General features: G+C 67.8%; 19 protein-coding genes and 2 tRNA genes. 7 read left to right on the top strand and 14 right to left on the bottom strand.

Features of this window, described 5'->3' with window-relative positions:
- The first annotated feature begins 21 nt into the window (after window positions 1–21).
- Together NNL39_RS03680 and NNL39_RS03685 are read left to right on the top strand one after the other, a co-directional pair.
- Window positions 22–1167: a sensor histidine kinase gene (locus NNL39_RS03680; RefSeq protein WP_255160879.1), complete on the top strand. Its 1146-nt coding sequence runs from the start codon at window positions 22–24 to the stop codon at window positions 1165–1167.
- Window positions 1164–1802, top strand: coding sequence for a response regulator transcription factor (locus NNL39_RS03685; RefSeq protein ID WP_322972924.1), 639 nt, complete (start codon window positions 1164–1166; stop codon window positions 1800–1802). Before NNL39_RS03680 ends, NNL39_RS03685 begins: the two co-directional genes overlap by 4 nt.
- Before the next feature lie 21 nt (window positions 1803–1823).
- On the opposite strand, the gene NNL39_RS03690 is transcribed toward NNL39_RS03685, so the two are convergent.
- From NNL39_RS03690 to NNL39_RS03705, 4 genes are read right to left on the bottom strand one after another with little or no spacing between them, the layout of a single operon-like run.
- On the bottom strand, window positions 1824–2933 hold the full coding sequence (locus NNL39_RS03690) for a UDP-N-acetylmuramate dehydrogenase (protein WP_255160352.1): 1110 nt from the start codon (window positions 2931–2933) through the stop codon (window positions 1824–1826).
- A complete protein-coding gene (locus tag NNL39_RS03695; RefSeq protein WP_255160353.1) occupies window positions 2933–3349 on the bottom strand; it encodes a MaoC/PaaZ C-terminal domain-containing protein in 417 nt (138 codons plus the stop codon). Before NNL39_RS03695 ends, NNL39_RS03690 begins: the two co-directional genes overlap by 1 nt.
- Complete coding sequence (locus tag NNL39_RS03700) at window positions 3346–3795, bottom strand: MaoC family dehydratase N-terminal domain-containing protein (RefSeq protein WP_255160354.1); 450 nt, start codon at window positions 3793–3795, stop codon at window positions 3346–3348. The genes NNL39_RS03695 and NNL39_RS03700 overlap by 4 nt, the downstream gene beginning before the upstream one ends.
- Before the next feature lie 39 nt (window positions 3796–3834).
- Window positions 3835–4770, bottom strand: coding sequence for an aminoglycoside phosphotransferase family protein (locus NNL39_RS03705; protein WP_255160355.1), 936 nt, complete (start codon window positions 4768–4770; stop codon window positions 3835–3837).
- A 399-nt stretch (window positions 4771–5169) separates the two neighbouring features.
- Between NNL39_RS03705 and NNL39_RS03710 the strand changes: the two genes are divergently transcribed.
- A complete protein-coding gene (locus NNL39_RS03710; protein WP_255160356.1) occupies window positions 5170–5769 on the top strand; it encodes a hypothetical protein in 600 nt (199 codons plus the stop codon).
- A 29-nt stretch (window positions 5770–5798) separates the two neighbouring features.
- On the opposite strand, the gene NNL39_RS03715 is transcribed toward NNL39_RS03710, so the two are convergent.
- From NNL39_RS03715 to NNL39_RS03740, 6 genes are all read right to left on the bottom strand, one after another.
- Window positions 5799–5872 (bottom strand) — tRNA-Met (locus tag NNL39_RS03715).
- A 45-nt stretch (window positions 5873–5917) separates the two neighbouring features.
- A tRNA-Thr gene (locus tag NNL39_RS03720) sits at window positions 5918–5989 on the bottom strand.
- Window positions 5990–6035: 46 nt separating this feature from the next.
- A complete protein-coding gene (locus NNL39_RS03725; RefSeq protein ID WP_255160357.1) occupies window positions 6036–7886 on the bottom strand; it encodes a glycoside hydrolase family 13 protein in 1851 nt (616 codons plus the stop codon).
- Window positions 7883–8788 (bottom strand): sugar ABC transporter permease, encoded by a 906-nt coding sequence (locus NNL39_RS03730; protein ID WP_255160358.1) that lies wholly within the window; start codon window positions 8786–8788, stop codon window positions 7883–7885. Before NNL39_RS03730 ends, NNL39_RS03725 begins: the two co-directional genes overlap by 4 nt.
- Window position 8789: 1 nt before the next feature.
- Complete coding sequence (locus NNL39_RS03735; protein WP_255160359.1) at window positions 8790–10400, bottom strand: ABC transporter permease subunit; 1611 nt, start codon at window positions 10398–10400, stop codon at window positions 8790–8792.
- A 105-nt stretch (window positions 10401–10505) separates the two neighbouring features.
- Entirely contained in the window at window positions 10506–11732 is a 1227-nt protein-coding gene (locus NNL39_RS03740; RefSeq protein WP_255160360.1) for a sugar ABC transporter substrate-binding protein, read from the bottom strand.
- A 293-nt stretch (window positions 11733–12025) separates the two neighbouring features.
- Here NNL39_RS03740 and NNL39_RS03745 point away from each other — a divergent pair, with 293 nt between their 5' ends.
- The gene (locus NNL39_RS03745; RefSeq protein ID WP_255160361.1) at window positions 12026–13732 is read left to right on the top strand and encodes a glycoside hydrolase family 13 protein; all 1707 of its coding nucleotides are present in this window, start codon (window positions 12026–12028) and stop codon (window positions 13730–13732) included.
- A gap of 168 nt (window positions 13733–13900) precedes the next feature.
- On the opposite strand, the gene NNL39_RS03750 is transcribed toward NNL39_RS03745, so the two are convergent.
- Window positions 13901–14902, bottom strand: a complete 1002-nt coding sequence (locus NNL39_RS03750) for a bile acid:sodium symporter (RefSeq protein ID WP_255160881.1) — start codon at window positions 14900–14902, stop codon at window positions 13901–13903.
- 5 nt (window positions 14903–14907) lie between these two features.
- The gene (locus tag NNL39_RS03755) at window positions 14908–15522 is read right to left on the bottom strand and encodes a vitamin K epoxide reductase family protein (RefSeq protein ID WP_255160362.1); all 615 of its coding nucleotides are present in this window, start codon (window positions 15520–15522) and stop codon (window positions 14908–14910) included.
- Window positions 15523–16188: 666 nt separating this feature from the next.
- Here NNL39_RS03755 and NNL39_RS03760 point away from each other — a divergent pair.
- The 3 genes from NNL39_RS03760 to NNL39_RS03770 are packed head-to-tail and all read left to right on the top strand — an operon-like array spanning window position 16189 to window position 18198.
- The gene (locus NNL39_RS03760; protein ID WP_255160363.1) at window positions 16189–16860 is read left to right on the top strand and encodes a DsbA family protein; all 672 of its coding nucleotides are present in this window, start codon (window positions 16189–16191) and stop codon (window positions 16858–16860) included.
- Between the two features lie 19 nt (window positions 16861–16879).
- Window positions 16880–17851 carry a cytochrome c oxidase assembly protein gene (locus tag NNL39_RS03765; protein WP_255160364.1) on the top strand — a complete coding sequence of 324 codons (972 nt, stop codon included), beginning with the start codon at window positions 16880–16882 and terminating at the stop codon, window positions 17849–17851.
- Between the two features lie 41 nt (window positions 17852–17892).
- Complete coding sequence (locus tag NNL39_RS03770; protein ID WP_255160365.1) at window positions 17893–18198, top strand: DUF6804 family protein; 306 nt, start codon at window positions 17893–17895, stop codon at window positions 18196–18198.
- On the opposite strand, the gene NNL39_RS03775 is transcribed toward NNL39_RS03770, so the two are convergent.
- Both NNL39_RS03775 and NNL39_RS03780 read right to left on the bottom strand, forming a co-directional pair.
- Entirely contained in the window at window positions 18167–18652 is a 486-nt protein-coding gene (locus NNL39_RS03775) for a hypothetical protein (protein ID WP_255160366.1), read from the bottom strand. The genes NNL39_RS03770 and NNL39_RS03775 overlap by 32 nt on opposite strands.
- Complete coding sequence (locus NNL39_RS03780; RefSeq protein WP_255160367.1) at window positions 18649–19737, bottom strand: flavin-containing monooxygenase; 1089 nt, start codon at window positions 19735–19737, stop codon at window positions 18649–18651. The genes NNL39_RS03775 and NNL39_RS03780 overlap by 4 nt, the downstream gene beginning before the upstream one ends.
- Window positions 19738–19747: the final 10 nt, after the last annotated feature.

Below are 19747 nucleotides of genomic sequence, written 5' to 3' on the forward strand. Positions count from 1 at the left end.
CCGACAGGTACGGTGGCGTTCATGCGATGGTGGGATGCGGCCGTGCTCGGCACGGCCGGCCTGCTCGCGGTCGTGCTGCTCGCCCTGACCGACTCGCCCTGGCGCATCGCGACGGGCCTCGCCGGCCTCGCGCTGCTCGTCGTGGCGTGGATCGCGCTCGGGCGGCGCGGGCCCGAGTCGCCCCGCGCGACGGCGTTCGTGGTGCTCGTCGTGCTCAGCTCGGGCATCGTCGTCGCGGCCTACCCGACGCTCGCGATCATCCAGGTCATCGCCTACCCGATCGCCTGGGTCTACAGCGCGACCATCCGGCGAGCGGTCGTCGTCAACATCGCGATCGCGCTCGCCATCGGCGTCGGCTTTCTCATCACGCTCGGCGTCGGGGTCGACAACCTCGTGCAGACCCTGTTCACGGTGGTGCTCTCGCTGGGCTTCAGCCTGGCGATGGGGTTCTGGATCAGCCGCATGAGCGAGCTCGGCGAGGAGCGCGGCCGTCTCTTGGCCGAGCTGCAGGGCGCGCAGCAGCAGATCGCCGCCCTCAACCGCGAGGCCGGCGCGGTGGCCGAGCGCGAGCGGCTCGCGCGCGAACTGCACGACACCATTGCGCAAGACCTGACCGGGCTCGTCATGCTCGCGCAGCGCGCGCGGCGCGAGGCGGCAGCCCCCGACGCGACGCTCGCCATGATCGAAGAGGGCGCCCGGGCGGCGCTCGGCGAGACGCGCGCACTCGTCGTGGCGGGCGCCGCGCTCGACCCCGACGGTCTCGGGCTCGACAGCGCCTTGCACCGCCTCGCCGAGCGCTTCGAGCGCGAGACCGGCGTGCAGGTGTCGTGCGCCGTCGCGCCCGGCCTCGCGCTCTCGCGCGACGCGGACGTCGTGGTGCTGCGCTGCGCGCAGGAGGCCCTGGGCAACGCGCGCAAGCACGCGCGGGCGACGCGCATCACGATCGCCGTCGAGCCCGCAGGCGACGGCGGGGTGCGGCTGAGGGTCTCCGACGACGGCATCGGCTTCGACCCCGGAGTGGCGGCGGCCGGCTTCGGCCTGAGCGGCATGACCGAGCGGCTCGCGCTCGTCGGCGGCACCCTGGGGGTCACGAGCGCGCACGGGGCGGGCACCGTGATCGTCGCCGAGCTGCCGGCGAGCATCCCGAACCCGGCGGTGACCGGATGAGCGCCGGGCCCGACCCGGTGATCCGCGTGCTCGTCGCCGACGATCATGCCGTCGTACGGGCCGGCATCGTCGCCCTGCTCGCGGGCGAGCACGGCATCGAGGTGATCGGCGAGGCCGCCGACGGCGAGCAGGCCGTGCAGCTCGCGCTCGCGCTGCGGCCCGACGTGGTGGTCATGGACGTGCGGATGCCCGGCCTGACGGGCGACGCGGCGACGGCCCGCATCCGCGAACGCACCGACGACGTGCGCGTGCTCGTGCTGACGACCTACGAGTCGGACGCGAGCATCCTCTCGGCCATCGAAGCGGGAGCGAGCGGCTATCTCGTGAAGGCGGCGCCGGCGGAGGAGCTCATCGCGGGAGTGCGCTCGGTCGCCGCGGGCGAAGTGGCGCTGTCGCCCGCGATCGCTGCGCAGCTCGTCGCGCGCGTGCGCGAGCCCGCGCCGCCCGTGCTGACGCCGCGCGAGACCGAGGTGCTGCGCCTCGTCGCCGAAGGCCTCTCGAACCGCGAGATCGGGGCACGGCTGTTCGTGGGGGAGGCGACCGTCAAGACGCACCTGCTGCGGGCCTTCGAGAAGCTCGGGGTGAACGACCGCACGCGCGCCGTCACCCTCGCCATGGAGCGCGGGCTGCTCTGAGCGCGGCACTGCCGCCACGCGCTAGAGCGCGATGCCCACGAAGACGGGCTCGGGGTGCAGCACGACACCGAACTCGCTCATGACCCGCGTCTGGATGTAGCGCGCGAGCTCGGCCACTTCGGCCGCCGTCGCGCGCCCGCTCGCGTTCGTGAGGGCGAGCGTGTGCTTCTTCGAGACGGATGCGCCCGAGCCCGGCAGGGCGAAGCCGCGGGCGATGCCGGCGTGCTCGATGAGCCACGCCGCACTGAGCTTGACCGAACCCTCGACGGGCGCGGGCGGCGGAGCCGGCTCGGCGCCGAGCGGCACGGCGAGCGCGGTCGGCTCGGGCTGCTGCGGCCAGCGCGGCGCGTCGGGCGGCAGGCCGAGGGCGAACGACTCGGTCACGATCGGGTTCGTGAAGAACGAGCCGGCGCTCACCGAGTGCGGGTCGGCGTCGTCGAGCACCATGCCCTTGCTCGCGCGCAAGGCGAGCACGGCGGAACGCACGCCCGCGAGCGGAGCGCGCTGCCCGACGTCGACCCCGAGCGCGTCGGCCAGTTGCGCATAGGCGACGGGGCGACCGAGCGCGCCATCGCGCCGCTCGAGCGCGAGGTCGACACTGAGCACGACCGCCCGCCAGCCCTGCTTGATCGCGCTCGTGCGGTAGCCGAGCGCGAGCGCGGGCGCCGGCACCGTGCGCCGCTCGCCGCTGTCGACGTCGAGCACCTCGACGCTCACGATGCTCTCGGCGATCTCCTGCCCGTAGGCCCCGATGTTCTGGATGGGAGCGGCCCCCGTCGACCCCGGGATGCCGCTGAGCGCCTCGATGCCGCCCCACCCGTTCTCGACGGTGTGCGCCACGAGGGAATCCCAGGGCTCACCCGCCTGCACCCGCAGGCGCACCGGGCGAGCGGAGCCGGGAGCATCCGGCCGTCGCTCGATGCCGCGCGTCGCGACGCGCACGACGACTCCCTCGACACCGTCGTCGCCGACGAGCACGTTCGAGCCCCCGCCCAGCACGAGCCAGGGCTCGCCCGAGCCCTCGGCGTCGAGCACCGCCGCGACGAGCTCGTCGCTCGTCGTCGCCTCCACGAGGCGCTCGGCAGGGCCGCCGACGCGCAGCGTGGTGAGCTCGGCGAGCCGCACGGTCATCAGGAGAGCGGGGTGACGCGCACCTGCGCCTTGCCGAGCACCGTCTGCTCGCCGACCGTCGCCGTGAGGTCGATGCGGGCCCCGGCGTCATCCACAGCCCCGACCGTGGCCGCGACCGTCACGACCGCGCCGAGCTGCGGGTCGACCACGACGGGGCGCGTGAAGCGCACCTGGTAATCGCTGACCCAGCCGCGGGCATCCAGCCAATCGACGACCGGTTGCACGGCGAAGCCCATCGTCAGCATGCCGTGGGCGAGCACGCCCGGCAGCCCGACGGCGGCGGCGACGTCGTCGCGGTAGTGGATGGGGTTGAAGTCGCCGCTCGCCCCGGCGTAGCGCACGAGACTGTCGCGCGTGAGCGGGAAGGAGCGCTCGGACACGACCTGGCCGACCTCGAGGCCGTCGAGCAGGCTCATGACTCGTCTCCTCTGATGACGAGCGTCGAGATGCTCGTGACGACGTGGGCGCCGCTCGCGTCGGTCATCGCCGACTCGCTCGTGACCATGCTGTTGCCGCCGAGCGACTTGATGCTCGTCACTCGCAGCGTCGCGGTGAGCTCGTCACCCGCGACGATCGGGCGCGAGTAGCTGAAGCGCTGGTCGCCGTGCACGACGCGGCTGAAGTCGATGCCGGCGTCGGGCTCGGCGAGCAGCTGCTGCAGCGTCGCCTCGGCGATGACGATCGGGAAGGTCGGCGGCGCCACGACGTCGGCGAAGCCGGCGGCGCGGGCCGCCTCGGGGTCGTGGTGCATCGGCGCGGTCGCGAAGACGGCGCGGGCGAACTCGCGCACCTTCTCGCGCCCCACGAGGTAGGGCGCGGTCGGCGCGAAGTCGCGCTCGGTCAGCTCAGGATTCACGGGCACGCGCCCAGTCTAGGCGCGAGGCGGATGCCGCGGTCCGGTCTAGAAGAGCGTCGCGCCGAGCAGGCGGTCGAGCATCGCGCGGCCCAGCGCACGCTCGGCGGTGTGCCCGCGGGCCTCGCCGCGCACGAGCAGCTCGAGGCCGCGCGTCGCCGCGACGGCGCGCAGCGCGAGCTCGTCGCGCTCGGTCGGCGTGCGACCGTAGCCGTGCAGGAACGCGGCCCGCAACCAGGGCTCGTCACGCCACGGGCCGTACTCGAGCCACAGCAGGTCGACGATGCGCGGTTCGAACTCGAGGTGCGCGAAGTCGATGAAGCGCACGTGGCCGCCGGGGTCGATGATCCAGTGCTGGGGTGTCAGTCGCCGGTGCGCCGGCACGTGATCCAGCTCACCGAGGTCGAGCGCCGCGGCGACGTGCTGGCGGGCGAGGTGCCGCTCGGCGGCGAGCCGCTCGGCCCGCTCGTCACGCCCGTCGAGGCCGTCGCCCCACAGCGCATCAGCGGCCCTGCTCCAGCGCTCGAACTCGGCGGCGATGTGCCGACCGAACCGGTCGTGCTTGCGGGGCGGCTCGGCATCGTGCAGCCGCCGGACGAGATCGCCCGCGCGCATGTGGATGTCGGGGTCGCGCTCGTGAGCGGTTCCGGCTGCGGGCTCTCCGAGCAGCCGCGAGAGGGTGACGAGGCGCAGCGACGGGTCGCTCAGCACGATGCGCGGCGCATCGCCGCCGAGCGCCACGGCGTACTGCTGCAGGGCTTCGGTCTCGCGGTGGTGGGGTGCCGCATCCCGATGCCATTTGACGACCGCCTGCTCGCCGCCGCGCGTGACGACGTGCAGCACGCGCGAGAGCTTGTGGGCGCCCCAGTGCTCGGCGACGACGTCGACGGGGCCGAGCGTGCGGTGCACACGATCGAGCACTTCGGCGTCGCTCGCGAGGCGGGCGCGGGCATCGGACGAGCGCGCATCGACGGTGATGCTCACGGTGTCCTCCTCCGGCCGGTGGAACAGGCCTCTCCGGGCCTATGCGAAACCCCGGTCCGCCGTCGTCGGCGTTCCGGGGTCTCGGTGGTTCGTGGTGTCAGCGGGCTACTGGCAGCTCTCGCACTGCAGCATGTCCATCGGGTCGACGGGCACGGCGTAGCCGCCGATGGTCTCGTTGTCGTTGTCCATGATGGACCTCCTTCTGCTGAATTCTCCGCCCCCGGCGGCTAGGGGTCTCACTATATAACGGGAATCACACGCGTGTCATTCCCCTACATGTTGTGTTTTCGGCGTGTCGCGCCCCTTTTTCTCGGGATGCCCGCCGCGCCCTCTCCGGCGTGCGCGCAGGCACGGCCCGTACCCTGGAGTTCTCCCCCTCACGAGCTCGCGAAGGTCGTCATGCGCTTCTGGCCCGCCTCAGCATCCGCCACCGCGGTGCCGTTGCCGCCGGCCGGGCCGCGCGATCTCGCGCACCAGATCGAGGAGGGCTATCTGGTCGCCCTTTCGGCGCTGCGGCTCTCGGTGAAGAACGGCGTCATTCTGCGCATTCTGCGCGACGGGGCGGCGTGGGACGAAGCGGAGTCGGCAGCCCTCGCCCGGCACGCGATCGATGCCCTCGCGGCCGAGCTGCGCGAGACCGCCGCGCGGCTCTCGGACGACAGCGCGCAGGCGGCGCCGACTGCGCGCGAGTCGCGCGGGGCCCGCTCGAAGCGCGACCTCGCGCGGGTGCGGCGCAAGCGCGACGAGGCCGCGCGGCTCGCCGCCCGCAGCCGTACCCTGCGGGGCGTCGTCGAGTTGCTCGAAGCGGCGCGCGACGACGAGACCGTCGTGCGCGACCTCGCCCTGCGGGCGCGCGACGACACCATCGGCGAGCTCATGCAGGCGCGCCTGATCCCCCGAGGCGAGCCCGTGCTGCTGACCGAGGAGGAGCAGCGCGAGGCGATCGCGGGCGTCAAGGACGACCTGCAGCGCCTGATCGACGAGCGCACCGGGTACTGAGGAACGGTAGCGAGGGCGGGACGAAACGGTAGCGAGGGCGGGACTCGAACCCGCGACACCACGATTATGAGCCGTGTGCTCTAACCACCTGAGCTACCCCGCCGGGCAGGTACTCCGTGCGACCGCGAGGCCGGTACGGATGAACCGGAGCCCCGAGTCAGGATTGAACTGACGACCCCTTCCTTACCATGGAAGTGCTCTACCACTGAGCTATCGGGGCGCTGCCGATGCCGCGAACGGCGATTGGCACCAGAGAAGATTAGCACTTAGACGGGCGGCGCTACTCCCGGCAGCGACCAGGCCGTGAAGGCCGTTCCGGTCGATCGGATGCGCGCTCCCTCGAGCGTCGCCGACCCCAGCAGGCGCTGCGCGGGTCCGCTGATCGCGCTCTCCGCGAGCCGCACGTCGACGTCGCCGCGCGCGGCGAGCACGAGCACCGACTCCTGCTGCGACTCGCGCACGAAGACGAGGCTCTCGGCGTCGACGTGCAGCCACCGCAGGCCGCCGTGGCTGAGCGCTGGGTGCTCGCGACGCAGTCGAACGAGCTGCGCGTAGAGCTCGATGCGCTCGGCGTGCTCGTCGAGGCGGTGCCACGGCATGGTCGTGCGCGAGTGCTCGCCGTTCTCCCCGGTGGCGCCGAGCTCGTCGCCGGCGAAGATGACGGGAATGCCGGGCAGGGTCATCGAGAGGCCCGCAGCGACGGGCACCGTTCCGGGTCGCGCGCGGCCCGCGAACCGGGCGGTGTCATGCGTATCGAGCGCGTTCATGGTGTGGATGCGCGTGCGCCACGGCATCGCCGCCGTGAACCGGCGGTGGGCGTGATAGACCTGCTCGGCCGTGTACTGCGGCATAGCGGGGTACGGGATTCCGAAGAACCAGTCGACGGGGCCGGGCTCGCTGAGCCATGCCCAGACGGGGCGCGTGAAGCTTGCGTAGGTCATGGCACCGTGCCAGCCGTCTCCGCTGAGGTCTTTCGCGGCGTCGTTCGTGTACTCGGCGAGCAGCAGGGTGTCGGGGTTGACGTCGATCATGGTCTGCCGGATGGTGCGCCGCACCGCCTCGTTGAGGTCGTCTTCGCCGAAGCGCCCGGTCATGTTGGCGACGTCGATGCGCCACCCGTCGAGCGCGTAGGGCGGCCGCAGCCAACGGGCGACGACCGACTCGGGGCCCTCGATGAACCGGCGGCGCAGTTCGGGCGAGTTCCAGTTGAGCTTGGGCAGGCTCGCCACACCGAGCCACGACTCGTAGTCGCGCTGCTCGTCGTCGAGCCAGTAGTAGAAGTCGCTCTCGGGAGTGCCGGGCTGACCGTGGCTCGCGCGGAACCACTCGTGGGCATCCCCCGAATGATTGCTCGTGAGGTCGCCCATGACGCGGATTCCGCGCTCGTGCGCCGCCGCCGTGAGCCGCGCGAGCGCGGCGTCGCCGCCGAGCAGCGGGTCGACCTCGTCGAAGGTGTGCGCGTCATAGCGATGGTTCGAGCGGCCCGGGAACACGGGGGTCAGGTAGAGCAGCGTGACGCCGAGCCGCTCGAGGTGATCGAGGTGCTCGACGATGCCGTCGAGGTCGCCGCCGTAGAACTGCCGTGGCGTCGACGGACCCCGGAAGATGGGCTCGTCGTCCCACTCCGCCGGTTCGGCCCACTCGGGCAGCGGCCGCGCGTCGGCGGCGGCCGATCGCGCGAACCGGTCGGGGAACACCTGGTACATGACCGCCTCGGCACCCCAGGCGGGGGCGGGCGGGTAGGTGATGAGCCGGAAGTCGTCGTCGTCGCGCGTCTCGATGTCGCTGAGCCCGCCGTTGCTGAGCCAGTCGACGCGGCCATCAGCCCGCTCGATCAGGAACCGGTAGCCGTGCACGGGGTTCTGCACGAGCACCTCGGCCTGCCACCACTCGACGCCCGTCGGGGAGTCGGCGGCGGCCGGGCCGAGCCGCCGCGCCTCGGCGAAGCGCGGCTCGTGGTCGGGGTTCGACCGCGTGCGCACGGCCGACACCGCTCCGTACTCGACGGGGATGCGGAGCCGGACCTGCACCGACTGCCCGAGCTCGGGATGCGCGGTCGAGACGTAGAGCGCCGAGCCGTCGTGGTGCGGCTCGGCCGCGAGTCGGCCGAGCGTCACTTGACCGAGCCGGCCGTGAGCCCGCCGATGATGTACTTCTGCAGGTACAGGAACAGTGCCATGACCGGGATGGCGGCGAGCACCGCGCCGGCCGAGAAGAGCGTCCAGTTCGAGGACGTCTCTTGCGCGACGAACTGGTAGAGCCCCACCGCCAGCGTCTGGGTCTGCGGGTCGGTGAGCACGATCGAGGCGATGACGAACTCGCTCGAGGTCGCGATGAACGACAGCAGGCCGACGACGGCGAGGATGGGCGCGACGAGACGCAGGATGATCGTGAAGAAGATGCGCGCGTGGCTCGCGCCATCGATCTTGGCGGCCTCGTCGATCGACACGGGGACCGTGTTGAAGAAGCCGTACATGAGATAGGTGTTCACGCCGAGCGCGCCGCCGAGGTAGACGAGCACGAGGCCCGCCTGGGTGCCGATGCCGATCTGCGGGAAGACCTCGCCGATGCCCGAGAGCAGCAGGAAGATCGCGACGACGCCGAGGATCTGCGGGAACATCTGCACGAGCAGCAGCGTGAGCAGCCCGACGCGCCGGCCGCGGAAGCGCATGCGCGAGAACGCGTAGGCCGCGAGCGCTCCGAGGAACACCGTGCCCGCGGCGGCGACCAGGCCGATGACCATGGTGTTGAGGAACCACGCGGCGTACGGCTGCTGCGGCAGCTGGAACAGCTCGACGTAGTTGCCGAAGTCGATCGTGCGGAACAGGGTGTTCGACCCGACGAGCGTGCCCGTCGGGTTGAGCGAGGCCGAGAGCACGTAGAGCAGCGGGAAGGCCGCGAACACGAGCATGACGACGCCGATGAGGTGGCGCCAGCCGGTGTCGCGGAACCAGAACCAGAGTCCGCGGCGCCGGCGCTCCGGAATGACGCGGGTGGGGGTGGTGTCGACGCTCGTCATGTCAGTTCAGCTCCTCGAGAACCTTGGTCTGACGGAAGCTGATGATCGAGACCGTCGCGACGATGAAGAAGATGAGGATGGCGAAGGCGCTCGCGAGGCCGTAGTCGCGCCCCGTGCCCTCACCGAAGGCCACCTTGTAGACGAGCGTGATGAGGATGTCGGTGGCGCCCGCATCCACCCCCGCGGTGACATCGCGCGGCCCGCCGCCCGTGAGCATGTAGATGATGTTGAAGTTGTTGAAGTTGAAGGCGAACGACGAGATCAGCAGCGGGGCGACCGAGACGAGCAGCAGCGGGAACTTGATGAGCCGGAACACCGCCCAGGGCTTCGCCCCATCGACGGTCGCCGCCTCGGTGAGCTCTTCGGGGATCGACTGCAGCGCCCCCGTGCAGATGAGGAACATGTACGGGAAGCCGAGCCAGAGGTTGACGAACAGCACGCTGAACTTGGCGAGCCAGGGGTCGGTGAGCCAGGGGATGCTCGCGCCGCCGAAGAGCACCTGGTTGATGTAGCCGAAGTCCTGGTTGAAGAGACCGAGCCAGACGAGCCCCGAGAGGAAGCCGGGGAAGGCGTACGGCAGGATCATGATGAGCCGGTAGACCTTCTTCCCCCGCATGGTGGGCTTGTTGAAGACGATCGCGAGGAAGAGCCCGAGAGCGAAGGTCGTGGCCACCGACAGGATCGCGAAGGCGAAGGTCCAGATCGTCACGCTGATGAGCGGTCCGCGGATGTTGTCGGTCGTGAAGGCCGTGACGAAGTTGTCGAAGCCGACCGTGATCGTCCAGCCCGGAATGAGCTCGCGCCCGGCGTCGCTCACGAAGGCGCCGTCGCCACCGTCGCGGAAGACCGTGCCCGTCGTGTCGGTGAAGGTGTCGGTCGCCGCGTCGTACGAGAGCGTCGACAGATAGAGGTAGGCGTTGCTGCCGTCGGGCGTGCGCAGGGCGCCGTCATTGGGGTCATCGCTGAGCGGCACCGCGAGCTCGGTGATGGCCGCCTGGTTGCCGAGCAGGTCTCCGAAGGTCAGGGTCGTGAAGCCGGGCAGCGAGTCGGCGCGGCCCGTCGAGTCGGTGCCGAAGCCCGACACGGGCGCGAGCGGCTGGTCAGCCGAGCCGAGCAGCACCTCGCCCTCGGGGTCGGTGACGAGGAAGAAGTACTCGCCGAACTGGTCGAGCACGGTGAGGCGGTAGGCGGGCGAGTCGGGGACGCGCTGCTGGGCGGTCAGCAGGATCGTCTCGATCGCGTCGTCCTTGGTGCCGTTGCGGCCGTCGCCGTAGTTCGTGAAGGCGATGTAGCCGCTGTAGACGACGACGAAGATCTGGAACACGGCGAGAAACAGGAGCCCCGGCGTGAGGTACTTGGCCGGCAGCCAGCCGGGACGCAGATAGATCCAGTTGACGATCACGGTGACGGCGAGCACGACGCCGAAGGGGATCCACGACTCCTGCAGGAAGAGCATGAAGAGGCCGAAGACGGCGATCGCATCGATGACGCTCAGCACACCGATCGTGATGAGGGTGCCGCGCAGGCTCGAGGGGCGGCGGGATGCGCGCAGGGTGCCGGCGGGGGCGGGCGGCGGAGCAGCGGCGGCCGTCACCGAGGGGGGGATGCTCATGGTTCTCCGAACGTCGTTGTCGCGGCACCGTGGCGGTGCCGGGAGCCTATCGAGGCGCTGCGCGCGTCGATAGGTCCCGGCACCGGTGGGAGGGACGAGCGGCGGTTAGCCGTCGATCTTCGACTGGATGCTGGCCACCATGGCGCGCCACAGCTCGACCGGGTCGCCCTGGCCGTTGATGATCGCGACCTCGGTCGAGCCCCAGTCCGACCACACGACGTCCATCGCGGGAACGTTGGGCATGGGGTTGCCCTCGGCACCGACCTCGCCGAACGCGGCGACGTCGGCGTTCGACTTCGCGGCTTCGAACGCCGTGAGCAGCGCGGGAGCGCGGCCGCCGACCTCGTAGAGCGCGGTCTGAACGGCCTCGGTGCCGATGTAGTTCACGAGGAACTCGTTGGCCGCGAGGGTGTTCTCGCTGCGAGCGCTGATGAAGAAGCCCTGCACGCCCACGAACGGCGACGCGGTCTCGCCACCGGCCGAGGGGATCGGGTCGATCGAGTAGTTGATGCCCGCCTCCTGGATGGCCGGGAGGTTCCACGGGCCGGTCAGGAAGAACGGCGACTTGCCGGCCACGAACTCCTCGCGGGCGATGTCGCCCGAGATGTTCGTGTTGAGGATGCCCGCGGCACCCCACTCGGCGAGCTTGACGGCGAAGGCCTCGCCGCCCTCATTGCCGAGCGCGAGCGCGGTCGGGTCGTAGGTGCCGTCGGCCGTGATCTCGAAGACGGGGGCGCCGAACGAGGCCTGCAGCGGGTACAGGTGGTACGGGTCGGCGGCGTTGGGGTCGAGGCCCACGAGGAAGGGGTACTCGGCGCCCGAGGCCTCGCCCGCGGCGATGAGGTCGTCGAACGTGGCGGGAACCTCGGAGACGAGGTCGACGTTGCGCAGCATAGCGATGTTCTCGACCGAGTACGGCAGGCCGTAGTTCTGGCCCTCGTAGCTCATGGCGGTCACCGCGACCTCCTGGAACTCGGCGGCCTTGTCGCCGAGCTCGAGCGGCGCGACGACGCCGTTCTGCACGAGCTTGCCGAGCCAGTCGTGCGCGCCGACGATGATGTCGGGGCCGTTGCCGGTGGGCGCCTGCGTGATGAAGTCGTCGCGGATCGCGCAGAACTCCTTCGTGACGAGCTCGACGGTCACGCCGCGCTCCTCTTCGAACTGCGTGGCGATGTCTTCGAGCACGCCGGCGCGGTCAGCGTCGACCCAGACGGTCAGCGATCCCTCGAACTGCGGAGCCTCGGGCTCGGCGGCAGAGCATCCGGCGAGGACGATCGCCGTCGCGGCGGCCATCGCTCCCGTCATCATCAGGCTGCGTGATGTCACCTTCATCGGTGTTCACCCTTTCGTGTGCGGACGGCCTCCGGCCGACCCGCCACGGGATGCCCGCACGGCAGTGCGGCGAACCCGGCAGTCGAAGAGGCCGTTCTCTTGGTGTGCTCGCGAGTGCAAGCGCTTCCATTAGGCCACACCGTCGCGCATTCTGCAAGCGCTTCCACAAGCAATGAGCCGAAACCGATGCCGCAACGCGCAGAAGCGGTGCGGATGCCGGGAAAACAGCGAAAAACTGCGGCCGAATCATGGAACCGTTCCCACGACCCGCCGCGGTGTCATACAGTGGCGGGATGCCTCACAACACGACTACGCCGTCGGCGCGCGCCGTCGACCACAGCGTCGCGGCCGAGCCCGGCGCCGAGTGGTGGCGCTCTGCCGTCATCTACCAGATCTACCCCCGCTCGTTCGCCGACGCGAGCGGCGACGGCATCGGCGATCTCGCCGGCATCACCGGGCGCCTTCCCGCCCTGCGCGAGCTCGGTATCGACGCCGTGTGGCTCTCGCCCTTCTTCCGCTCGCCGCAGCGCGACGCCGGCTACGACGTGAGCGACTACTGCGATGTCGACCCGATCTTCGGCTCGCTCGCCGACTTCGACGCGCTGCGCGACCGCGCCCACGAGCTGGGCCTGCGCGTCATCGTCGACCTCGTGCCGAACCACTGCTCGAGCGACCACCCGTGGTTCCAGGAGGCGCTCGCCGCTGGCCCGGGCTCGCCGGAGCGCGACCGCTTCATGTTCCGCGAGGGCAAGGGTGAGCACGGCGAGCTGCCGCCGAACAACTGGCAGTCGATCTTCGGCGGCAACGCCTGGACACGCATCACCGAGGCCGACGGCACCCCCGGGCCCTGGTACCTGCACATCTTCGACACCTCGCAGCCCGACTTCAACTGGAAGAACCCCTGGGTGTGGGAGCAGTTCCGCCAGATCCTGCGCTTCTGGCTCGACCGCGGCGTCGACGGCTTCCGCGTCGACGTGGCGCACGGCCTCATGAAGAAGGAGGGGCTGCCCGACATCGTGCAGGTGGCCGAGGCCGGCGGCCTCGCCGATGCGATCTCCGCCCCCGACGAGGTTCCCTACTGGGCGCAGCCCGAAGTGCACGAGGTGTACCGCGACTGGCACCAGGTGCTCGCCGAGTACGAGGGCGACCGCGTGCTGTGCGCCGAGGCGTGGGTCGAGCCCCTCGCGAAGGCCGCGCTCTGGGTGCGACCCGACGAGATGCACCAGGCCTTCAACTTCAGCTATCTCGGCACGCCGTGGGAGGCCGAGCGCCTGCGCTCGGTGATCGACGAGTCGATCGCCGCCTTCACGGCGGTGGGGGCGCCGAGCACCTGGGTGCTCTCGAACCACGACGTCGTGCGCCACACGAGCCGCTACGGTCTCGGCACCTACGGTGCTGCGCCCGCGAGCGGCATCGGGCCGAAGTCGGCCGATAAGCCCGACGACGTGCTCGGGCTGCAGCGCGGCCGCGCCGCGACGGCGCTCATGCTGAGCCTGCCCGGGAGCGCCTACCTCTATCAGGGCGAAGAGCTCGGCCTTCCCGAGGTCATCGAGCTCGACGACCACGTGCGCGAAGACCCGACCTTCTACCGCACCAACGGCGAGGTCTACGGGCGCGATGGATGCCGAGTGCCGATCCCGTGGGAGACCGCCGGGCCGGCGTTCGGCTTTAGCGCCTCGGGCGAGAGCTGGTTGCCCCAGCCCGACCGCTTCGCCCGGTTCGCCCGCGACGTGCAGCAGGGGGATCCTGCGTCGACGCTCGAGCTCTATCGTGCGGCGCTCGCGCTGCGGGCCGAGCACGGCCTCGGCACCGGATCGGTGCAGTGGCTCGAGGGCTTCGCCGATGACGTCGTGGCGCTGCGGAACGGCACCGTGATCGTCATCGCCAACGTGGGCGCGCATCCGGTGCCGCTGCCCGCGGGCGAACTGCTGCTCGCGAGCGGGCCGTTGACCGACGGCGCCGTGCCGAGCGACACCACGGTCTGGATCGCCGCGAGCTGAATGCGGTCGGCGTCACTCGCCTGCACGCGAGGTGTCGCGCGCACCCAACGGCCAGAAACACCCGCCATCACGCTTGCTGTCCACGGGCGTTCGTCCGCAACGAATGATTCACGGATCCCGGGACAGGTCATGCCTCTGCAACCCGTAAGAGAAGAAGATGAGCGGGATCTAGTGAGCAGTCTTGCCACTGAGTGCGTCGGATCGAGAACCACGAAGCAGTGCTGGCACCAACCGCACGAGCAGCACCATCACGACAATCTCCACGAGCGTCTGGGTGACGACCGCCAGCGGAACGATAGCCAGTTCTTCAGGGAGTGCGAGGGCCAGCGGGAGTACGACAAGTGAGTTTCGGGTCACGCCACTGAAGATCACGGAGCTCGTGCCCGGAGAGTCAAGCTTTGCGACCCGACCCGCACCGACGCCCACGAGGAGCATGACGATCGCGAAGGCGGCGTACAGAGGCAGCAACTTCAGAAGCATCAGCGCCTCGCTACCGACTGCGGCGATCTGAGATGCGATGATCACCGCAAGGGTCACCATCATGAGCGGCACCATCGCCGCCGCCATCACCGCTTCGATTCGGCGACCGATCTCATATCGACGAGCGACTGCTTGCACGATGGCCGCTCCGACAAGCGGGATGACGATGAGAATGAGGAACGCCTCGACGAACGGCTCGATCTCGACCAGCCCGGTGAGGTCTGGGCCGGCGATCAGCAACAGATACAGCGGCAATAACAAGATCTGCAGGAGCATCAACAATGGCGTGGCTGCCAACAACCGAGCTTTCGATCCCCGCGCTAAACCAGTGAAGACGATGACGTAGTCGACGCAGGGCGTGAGCAGGACGAGGAGAAGTCCGAAGAACAGCCCCTGGTCATCTTCGACAAACCGAGACAGCCCAAACACAACGATCGGAACGACGACAAAGTTGACGACCACCACGGTGCTCAGGAACTTCCAGTCACGGAAGGCCCCACCGAGCTCGATGACCGGCACGCCAAGGAATGTCGCGAAGAGAAGAAGAGCAAGCACCGGGTTTGTCGCATTCTCGAGGACTGGCGCCACGCCCGGCGTGACAAGTCCGATAATGGCCCCGACAGCGATCGCCAACAGGTAGAGCGCGACCTGATGTGAGTCCCACCAAGAGATCACGCGGCGTATCGACATGGTGGTCACACCACGAAAACGTAGGGGAACCGTACGACGATCGTGACGACAATGAGGGCGTAGTTCGCGACGATGATGGCCACCACAAACGGCTTGAGAGCGAGGCCAAGCGTGCGCGTGGCGGCCCCGCGCCACTGCCCGTGGGCCATCGTGAAAACAACGGTGGTCCACCACAAGGGAATCGTCGCCGCCCACACCACCAAGCAATAAGGACACAGCACTCCGATGACGAATGCGCTCTGCACGAACAGCCACGTGACGAAGGCCCACGCACCGAACAGCCCCAGCACGACAGTTCGCCAGAACCATGGCGCGAATCTGGCGCCAGACAGCAACGCGAGGCCGACGACGATCGGGGCGACGAAACCGGCCACCCCGATCACAGGGTTAGGAAATCCGAGGAGTGACGCCTGCCAACGGTCGAAGAGAGCGCCGCACGAAACAAAGGGACTGATGTCACACGCAAGAGACTCTTGCGGGTACTGCAAAGAACGAAACCTCTCGATCAACAACGCGGTCGACGCTAGCCATCCGATGGCTCCACCGCTGATCAACAAGATCGACAACGGAATCCAGGTGCGCACATCGATCTTGACACGAGCATCAGCCTGAACTTCCACGATCGATGGGTCTCGTATCGCGACCACTCGCCACCTCACCTCTCGCTGCCAGTCTAAGGTTGGTGTCTCAACAGGCGATTCGAAGGTAGACGGGTACGATCGAGGGGTGAGAGCGATGGTCGGAGAGCGCCGTGCAGCGCTCGACGCGCTTGTCGTGGTTCGTCGCCTTCTTCTTGTTCTTGTCGCAGGAATAGTGGTCGTTGTCGGAGCTATGACAGCCGACCACATCGAAATCGTCAGCACACCGGGCAACGACAGCTCTCTAACGGCCGTTGATGTCCGAAACGCGAGTGACGTGACAACCGAGTCGTCGATGCTGACGGTCGGCGACGCCGGCAAGGGTATTGAGCGGTCCACCGCTGATTTGGTGCTTCTGACGTGTTCGATCGTGGCCCTGTTCGTGTTGATTGTCCCCTTCTTCCGAGCTGGACCGACTGCGGGCTCACCGAAACGACGCAGCCAGGATCAAGCAATCCCTCTGCCTCCCGCACACATTCGCATGCTGAGTGATGGGCCTGATCGACTAGCTCTCTGCGTCAGCCGCACTTAAGAGCCACCGGGCCGCCCGCCTTAGCGCATCGCGCGACGCCAGCGGCACCCTCCTCTCGCGCCGTTCACGTCGGCGCCTCTCTTTCGTGCGCTCTCCATACTCTGAAAGGTTCTTCTGTGAGCACCAGCACCAACGTCAAGATCTCCCTGATTCTGACCAGCCTCATGATCGTCGGCGTCATCGCCTTCATCATCGTCGCCATCGTGCAAGCGCCCTCTCCCGCCGCGGCGCCCGGCACCGACGAGGTCACACCGAGTGAATCTGTCCTCCAACCCGACACCCACATTCTCGATGACGCCGGCGAAGGCGCGGTGACCCTCGTCGAGTTCCTCGACTTCGAATGCGAGGCATGCGGCGCCTTCTATCCCGTCGTCGAAGAACTTCGCGAGGAGTTCGCAGGCGAAGTGACCTTCGCCTTCCGCTACTTCCCTCTACCGGGCCACGTCAACTCGACAACCGCAGCGCTCGCCGTCGAAGCGGCCGCGCAACAGGGCAAACTCGAAGAGATGTTCGCCCGTATGTACGAGACGCAGACCGAGTGGGGCGAATCGCAAGAGTCGAAGGCGGATCTCTTTCGCCAGTACGCCGACGAGCTTGGACTCGACCTGACTCAGTACGACGTGGACGTGGCTGCACCCGAGACACTGGAGCGGGTAAAGGCAGACTTCGAAGACGGCGTTTCGCTCGGAGTGCAGTCGACCCCGACGTTCTTCCTCAACGATCGGCCCGTGCAACTCACATCCTTTGATGACTTGCGAGCGGCAATCGAGGCAGAGCTCCAGCGATGACGATCAGGCGACGACTCTGATGATGCTCGTGACGACTCCGCTGGCACCGCCCGGGCTCGACGAGTTCCTGGGGCTGTCAACGACGTCATCGTTCGCTCTGCCAATCGCAGCGTTGACCGCTTCCGTGGTGTACATCATCGGTGCGATCTCGATGTGGGTTCGCGGCCGACGGTGGTCGGTCGCACGCACGGTATCTTTCGTTCTCGGATGTGCGGTGATCGCGGCAACGACGGGTTCAGGGCTTGAGGACTACAGCCAGGTGATGCTGTCGGTGTTCATGTTCGAGCAGCTGACATTGATGATGCTCGTGCCACCGCTTCTCGTGCTCGGCTCGCCCGGGCGCCTGCTGCTGCGCAGTTTGCCGCACCGAGGCGCGGGCAAAGTCGTGCTCGTGTCTTTCCTCTCTGTTCTCCGAAGCAGGCCAGCCCGGTGGGCGATGCATCCGGTGTTAAGCGTCGCTGTTTTTCTTCTGTTGTTCTATGGGCTCTACCTCGGCGAGCTTGTCGACCCGATTCTGGCCCTGCCGGCCGGACATGTGTCACTCGAAGTGGGGTTCCTTGTGGCGGGCATCGTGTTCACTCTCCCGATTCTCAGCGATGATCCCCTGCCGATTCGGATGTCGTACCCTGCACGCGCTCTCGATCTCGCCGCTGAAGTCGCTTTGCACGCGTTTTTCGGTGTTTTTCTCATGGTGAGCCCCACGCTCGTCACGGATGCTTTTGCGAGTCCACCGCCCTCACTCGGCATTGACCCTCTCGTCGATCAAGGCGTGGCAGGTGGCCTGGCGTGGTCATACGGTGAAGGCCCAACGGTTCTCATCCTGTTGTACATCCTCCATCGATGGTTCCGAGACGACACCGACAAGGCGGCAGCGGCGGATGCTCGCGCAGACCGGCACGGAGATGTCGACCTTGACGCCTACAACGAATACCTGGCGCGTCTGCGCAGCCGCGGTGGCTCGGATTCCCGTCCTGCCGGTGGACCCGGATGACACAGTCGTCGCGCGCGAATGAGCCTGGGGCCCTTCGCCGCATGGCCCTGGCTCCCGGTCTACTGGGCGCAATCGTAGCTATAGCTGGCGTCTTCGCCATCGGCCATGAGTTCTTTTTCGCCGTCAGTTTCGTGATCGCCGTGCTCGCGCTCATCGTCGGATGGTTTGCGGTTCAGTCGCGCCAGTGGTGGTGGTTTCCGCTTCCGGCCGTGATCGCTGTGGTGTGGAACCCGGTGATTCCCCTTGCACTGACGGATGCGGTCTGGTTGCCCCTGCAGTACGTGGCTGCCGCTGGGTTCATCGTCGCTGGTCTTGTCATTCGCGTGTCGGACGACGATCGGCAGTGAGCAGATCGCGGAAGTTGTTCTTGACGAGCTTCCGCCACTTGCGCTGACGATGCCGATAGAACATCTCCGCGTAACACCAATACAGAAGCGTGAATACACCAGCGTCGATCTCAATCGTGTCGGAGTAGCGCGACCCGTCGCCCTCCGGCTTGACCGCGATCAGGTGGTCCCACTTCTTCAACCCGATCTCACCATGCTCGCGTGACTGAATCGTCATCGAGCGGTCATCGACGCTCTCGATGAGGATTGTCCTGGTCCCCACCGGGATGATCGAGAACATGAAGCTTCGGCCGTCATACGCCGTTCCGGGAATCCAGGGGCCTCGGGTTATCCCATCGCGGGGCGAGAACTTGCCCATCGGTGCGATGACGTAATGAAGCAACTCTTTGCGCTTGACCGTGCTCCACACCGTGGTGGGACTCGCGTTGAGGAAGGTGGAGACGTGGACCTTCATCTGCGTGCCTCCGAAGTGTCGCGCGCGGCGGCGGTCTTTGCGCTGCCGGCGATCCGATCGATGATGATCTTGGCATCGGTGCCGACGCCACCGAGGAGGGCAGAGTTTCGTGAACGAAGCCATCCCAAGCCGAGGAAGTACAGCCCGCTGACGGTTTTGGACTGTCCACCCTTGTGTGAGGGCATGCCGTTCTGATCGAGAGCGTCCGGGATCTGCATCCATCCGTATTCAGCGGTATAGCCGGTGCAGTAGATGATCGTGTCGTACCTTCCACTCGTCTTGTCAGCGAAGAACACCGTTCCATCTGTCATGGACATCGCCGCAGGTTTCAGCTTGACGGCACCGCGCTGAAGGAGGCGCCTGAGGGATGTGCCGATGACTGGGTCTCCCCGTCGTCGAAGCATCGTGGCTTTGAAACTGTCAGAGGGGGCGTTGAGGGCGCCCAGTGCGTCGAGCCACCAGAACAAGCTCTGGCCGAGCATCTTCGCGGGCATGAACCGCATTGGTGCATTGACGGCCATATCGACCTCGTACTCAGCGGCCAGCTCCTCAGCAATCTGAGCTCCGGAGTTTCCACCACCCACGACCAGTACTCTCTTCCCCTGGATCTGAGCAGGGTTTCGGTAGGCCGAGCTATGCAGCTGCCGTACGCCGTCGGTAGGTGAAGCCCATGCCGGTACTCGAGGCGTCTGGAAAGGGCCGGTGGCAACCACGACGGCCGGTGCGGTGTAGGTTGCCGACTGCGTCGCGACGGTGAACTGTTCGCCATCTTTCGTGACCTTGCGCACTGGCTGATCAAGTACGACATTGAGGTCGAAGCTTTGGACGTAATGCTGCAGATAGTCGACGACTTCGTCCCTGGTCGGGTACCCATCCTGGTCGCCGGACAACCGAAGGTCAGGAAGGCCACTAAACGATCGTGGGGTGAAGAGAGTCAGGCTGTCATACCTTTCACGCCAGGCACTCCCGACAGCGTTGCTCGCTTCCAGAATGATGTAGTGCAGTCCCTGCGACTGGGCGTGACGGCCGGCGGCGAGCCCTGCCTGACCTCCCCCGATAATGACAACTTCGTGATCGTGAATCATTAGCGTTATT

Origin of the sequence: Microcella humidisoli (assembly GCF_024362325.1) — a bacterium.
Lineage (GTDB): Bacteria > Actinomycetota > Actinomycetes > Actinomycetales > Microbacteriaceae > Microcella > Microcella humidisoli.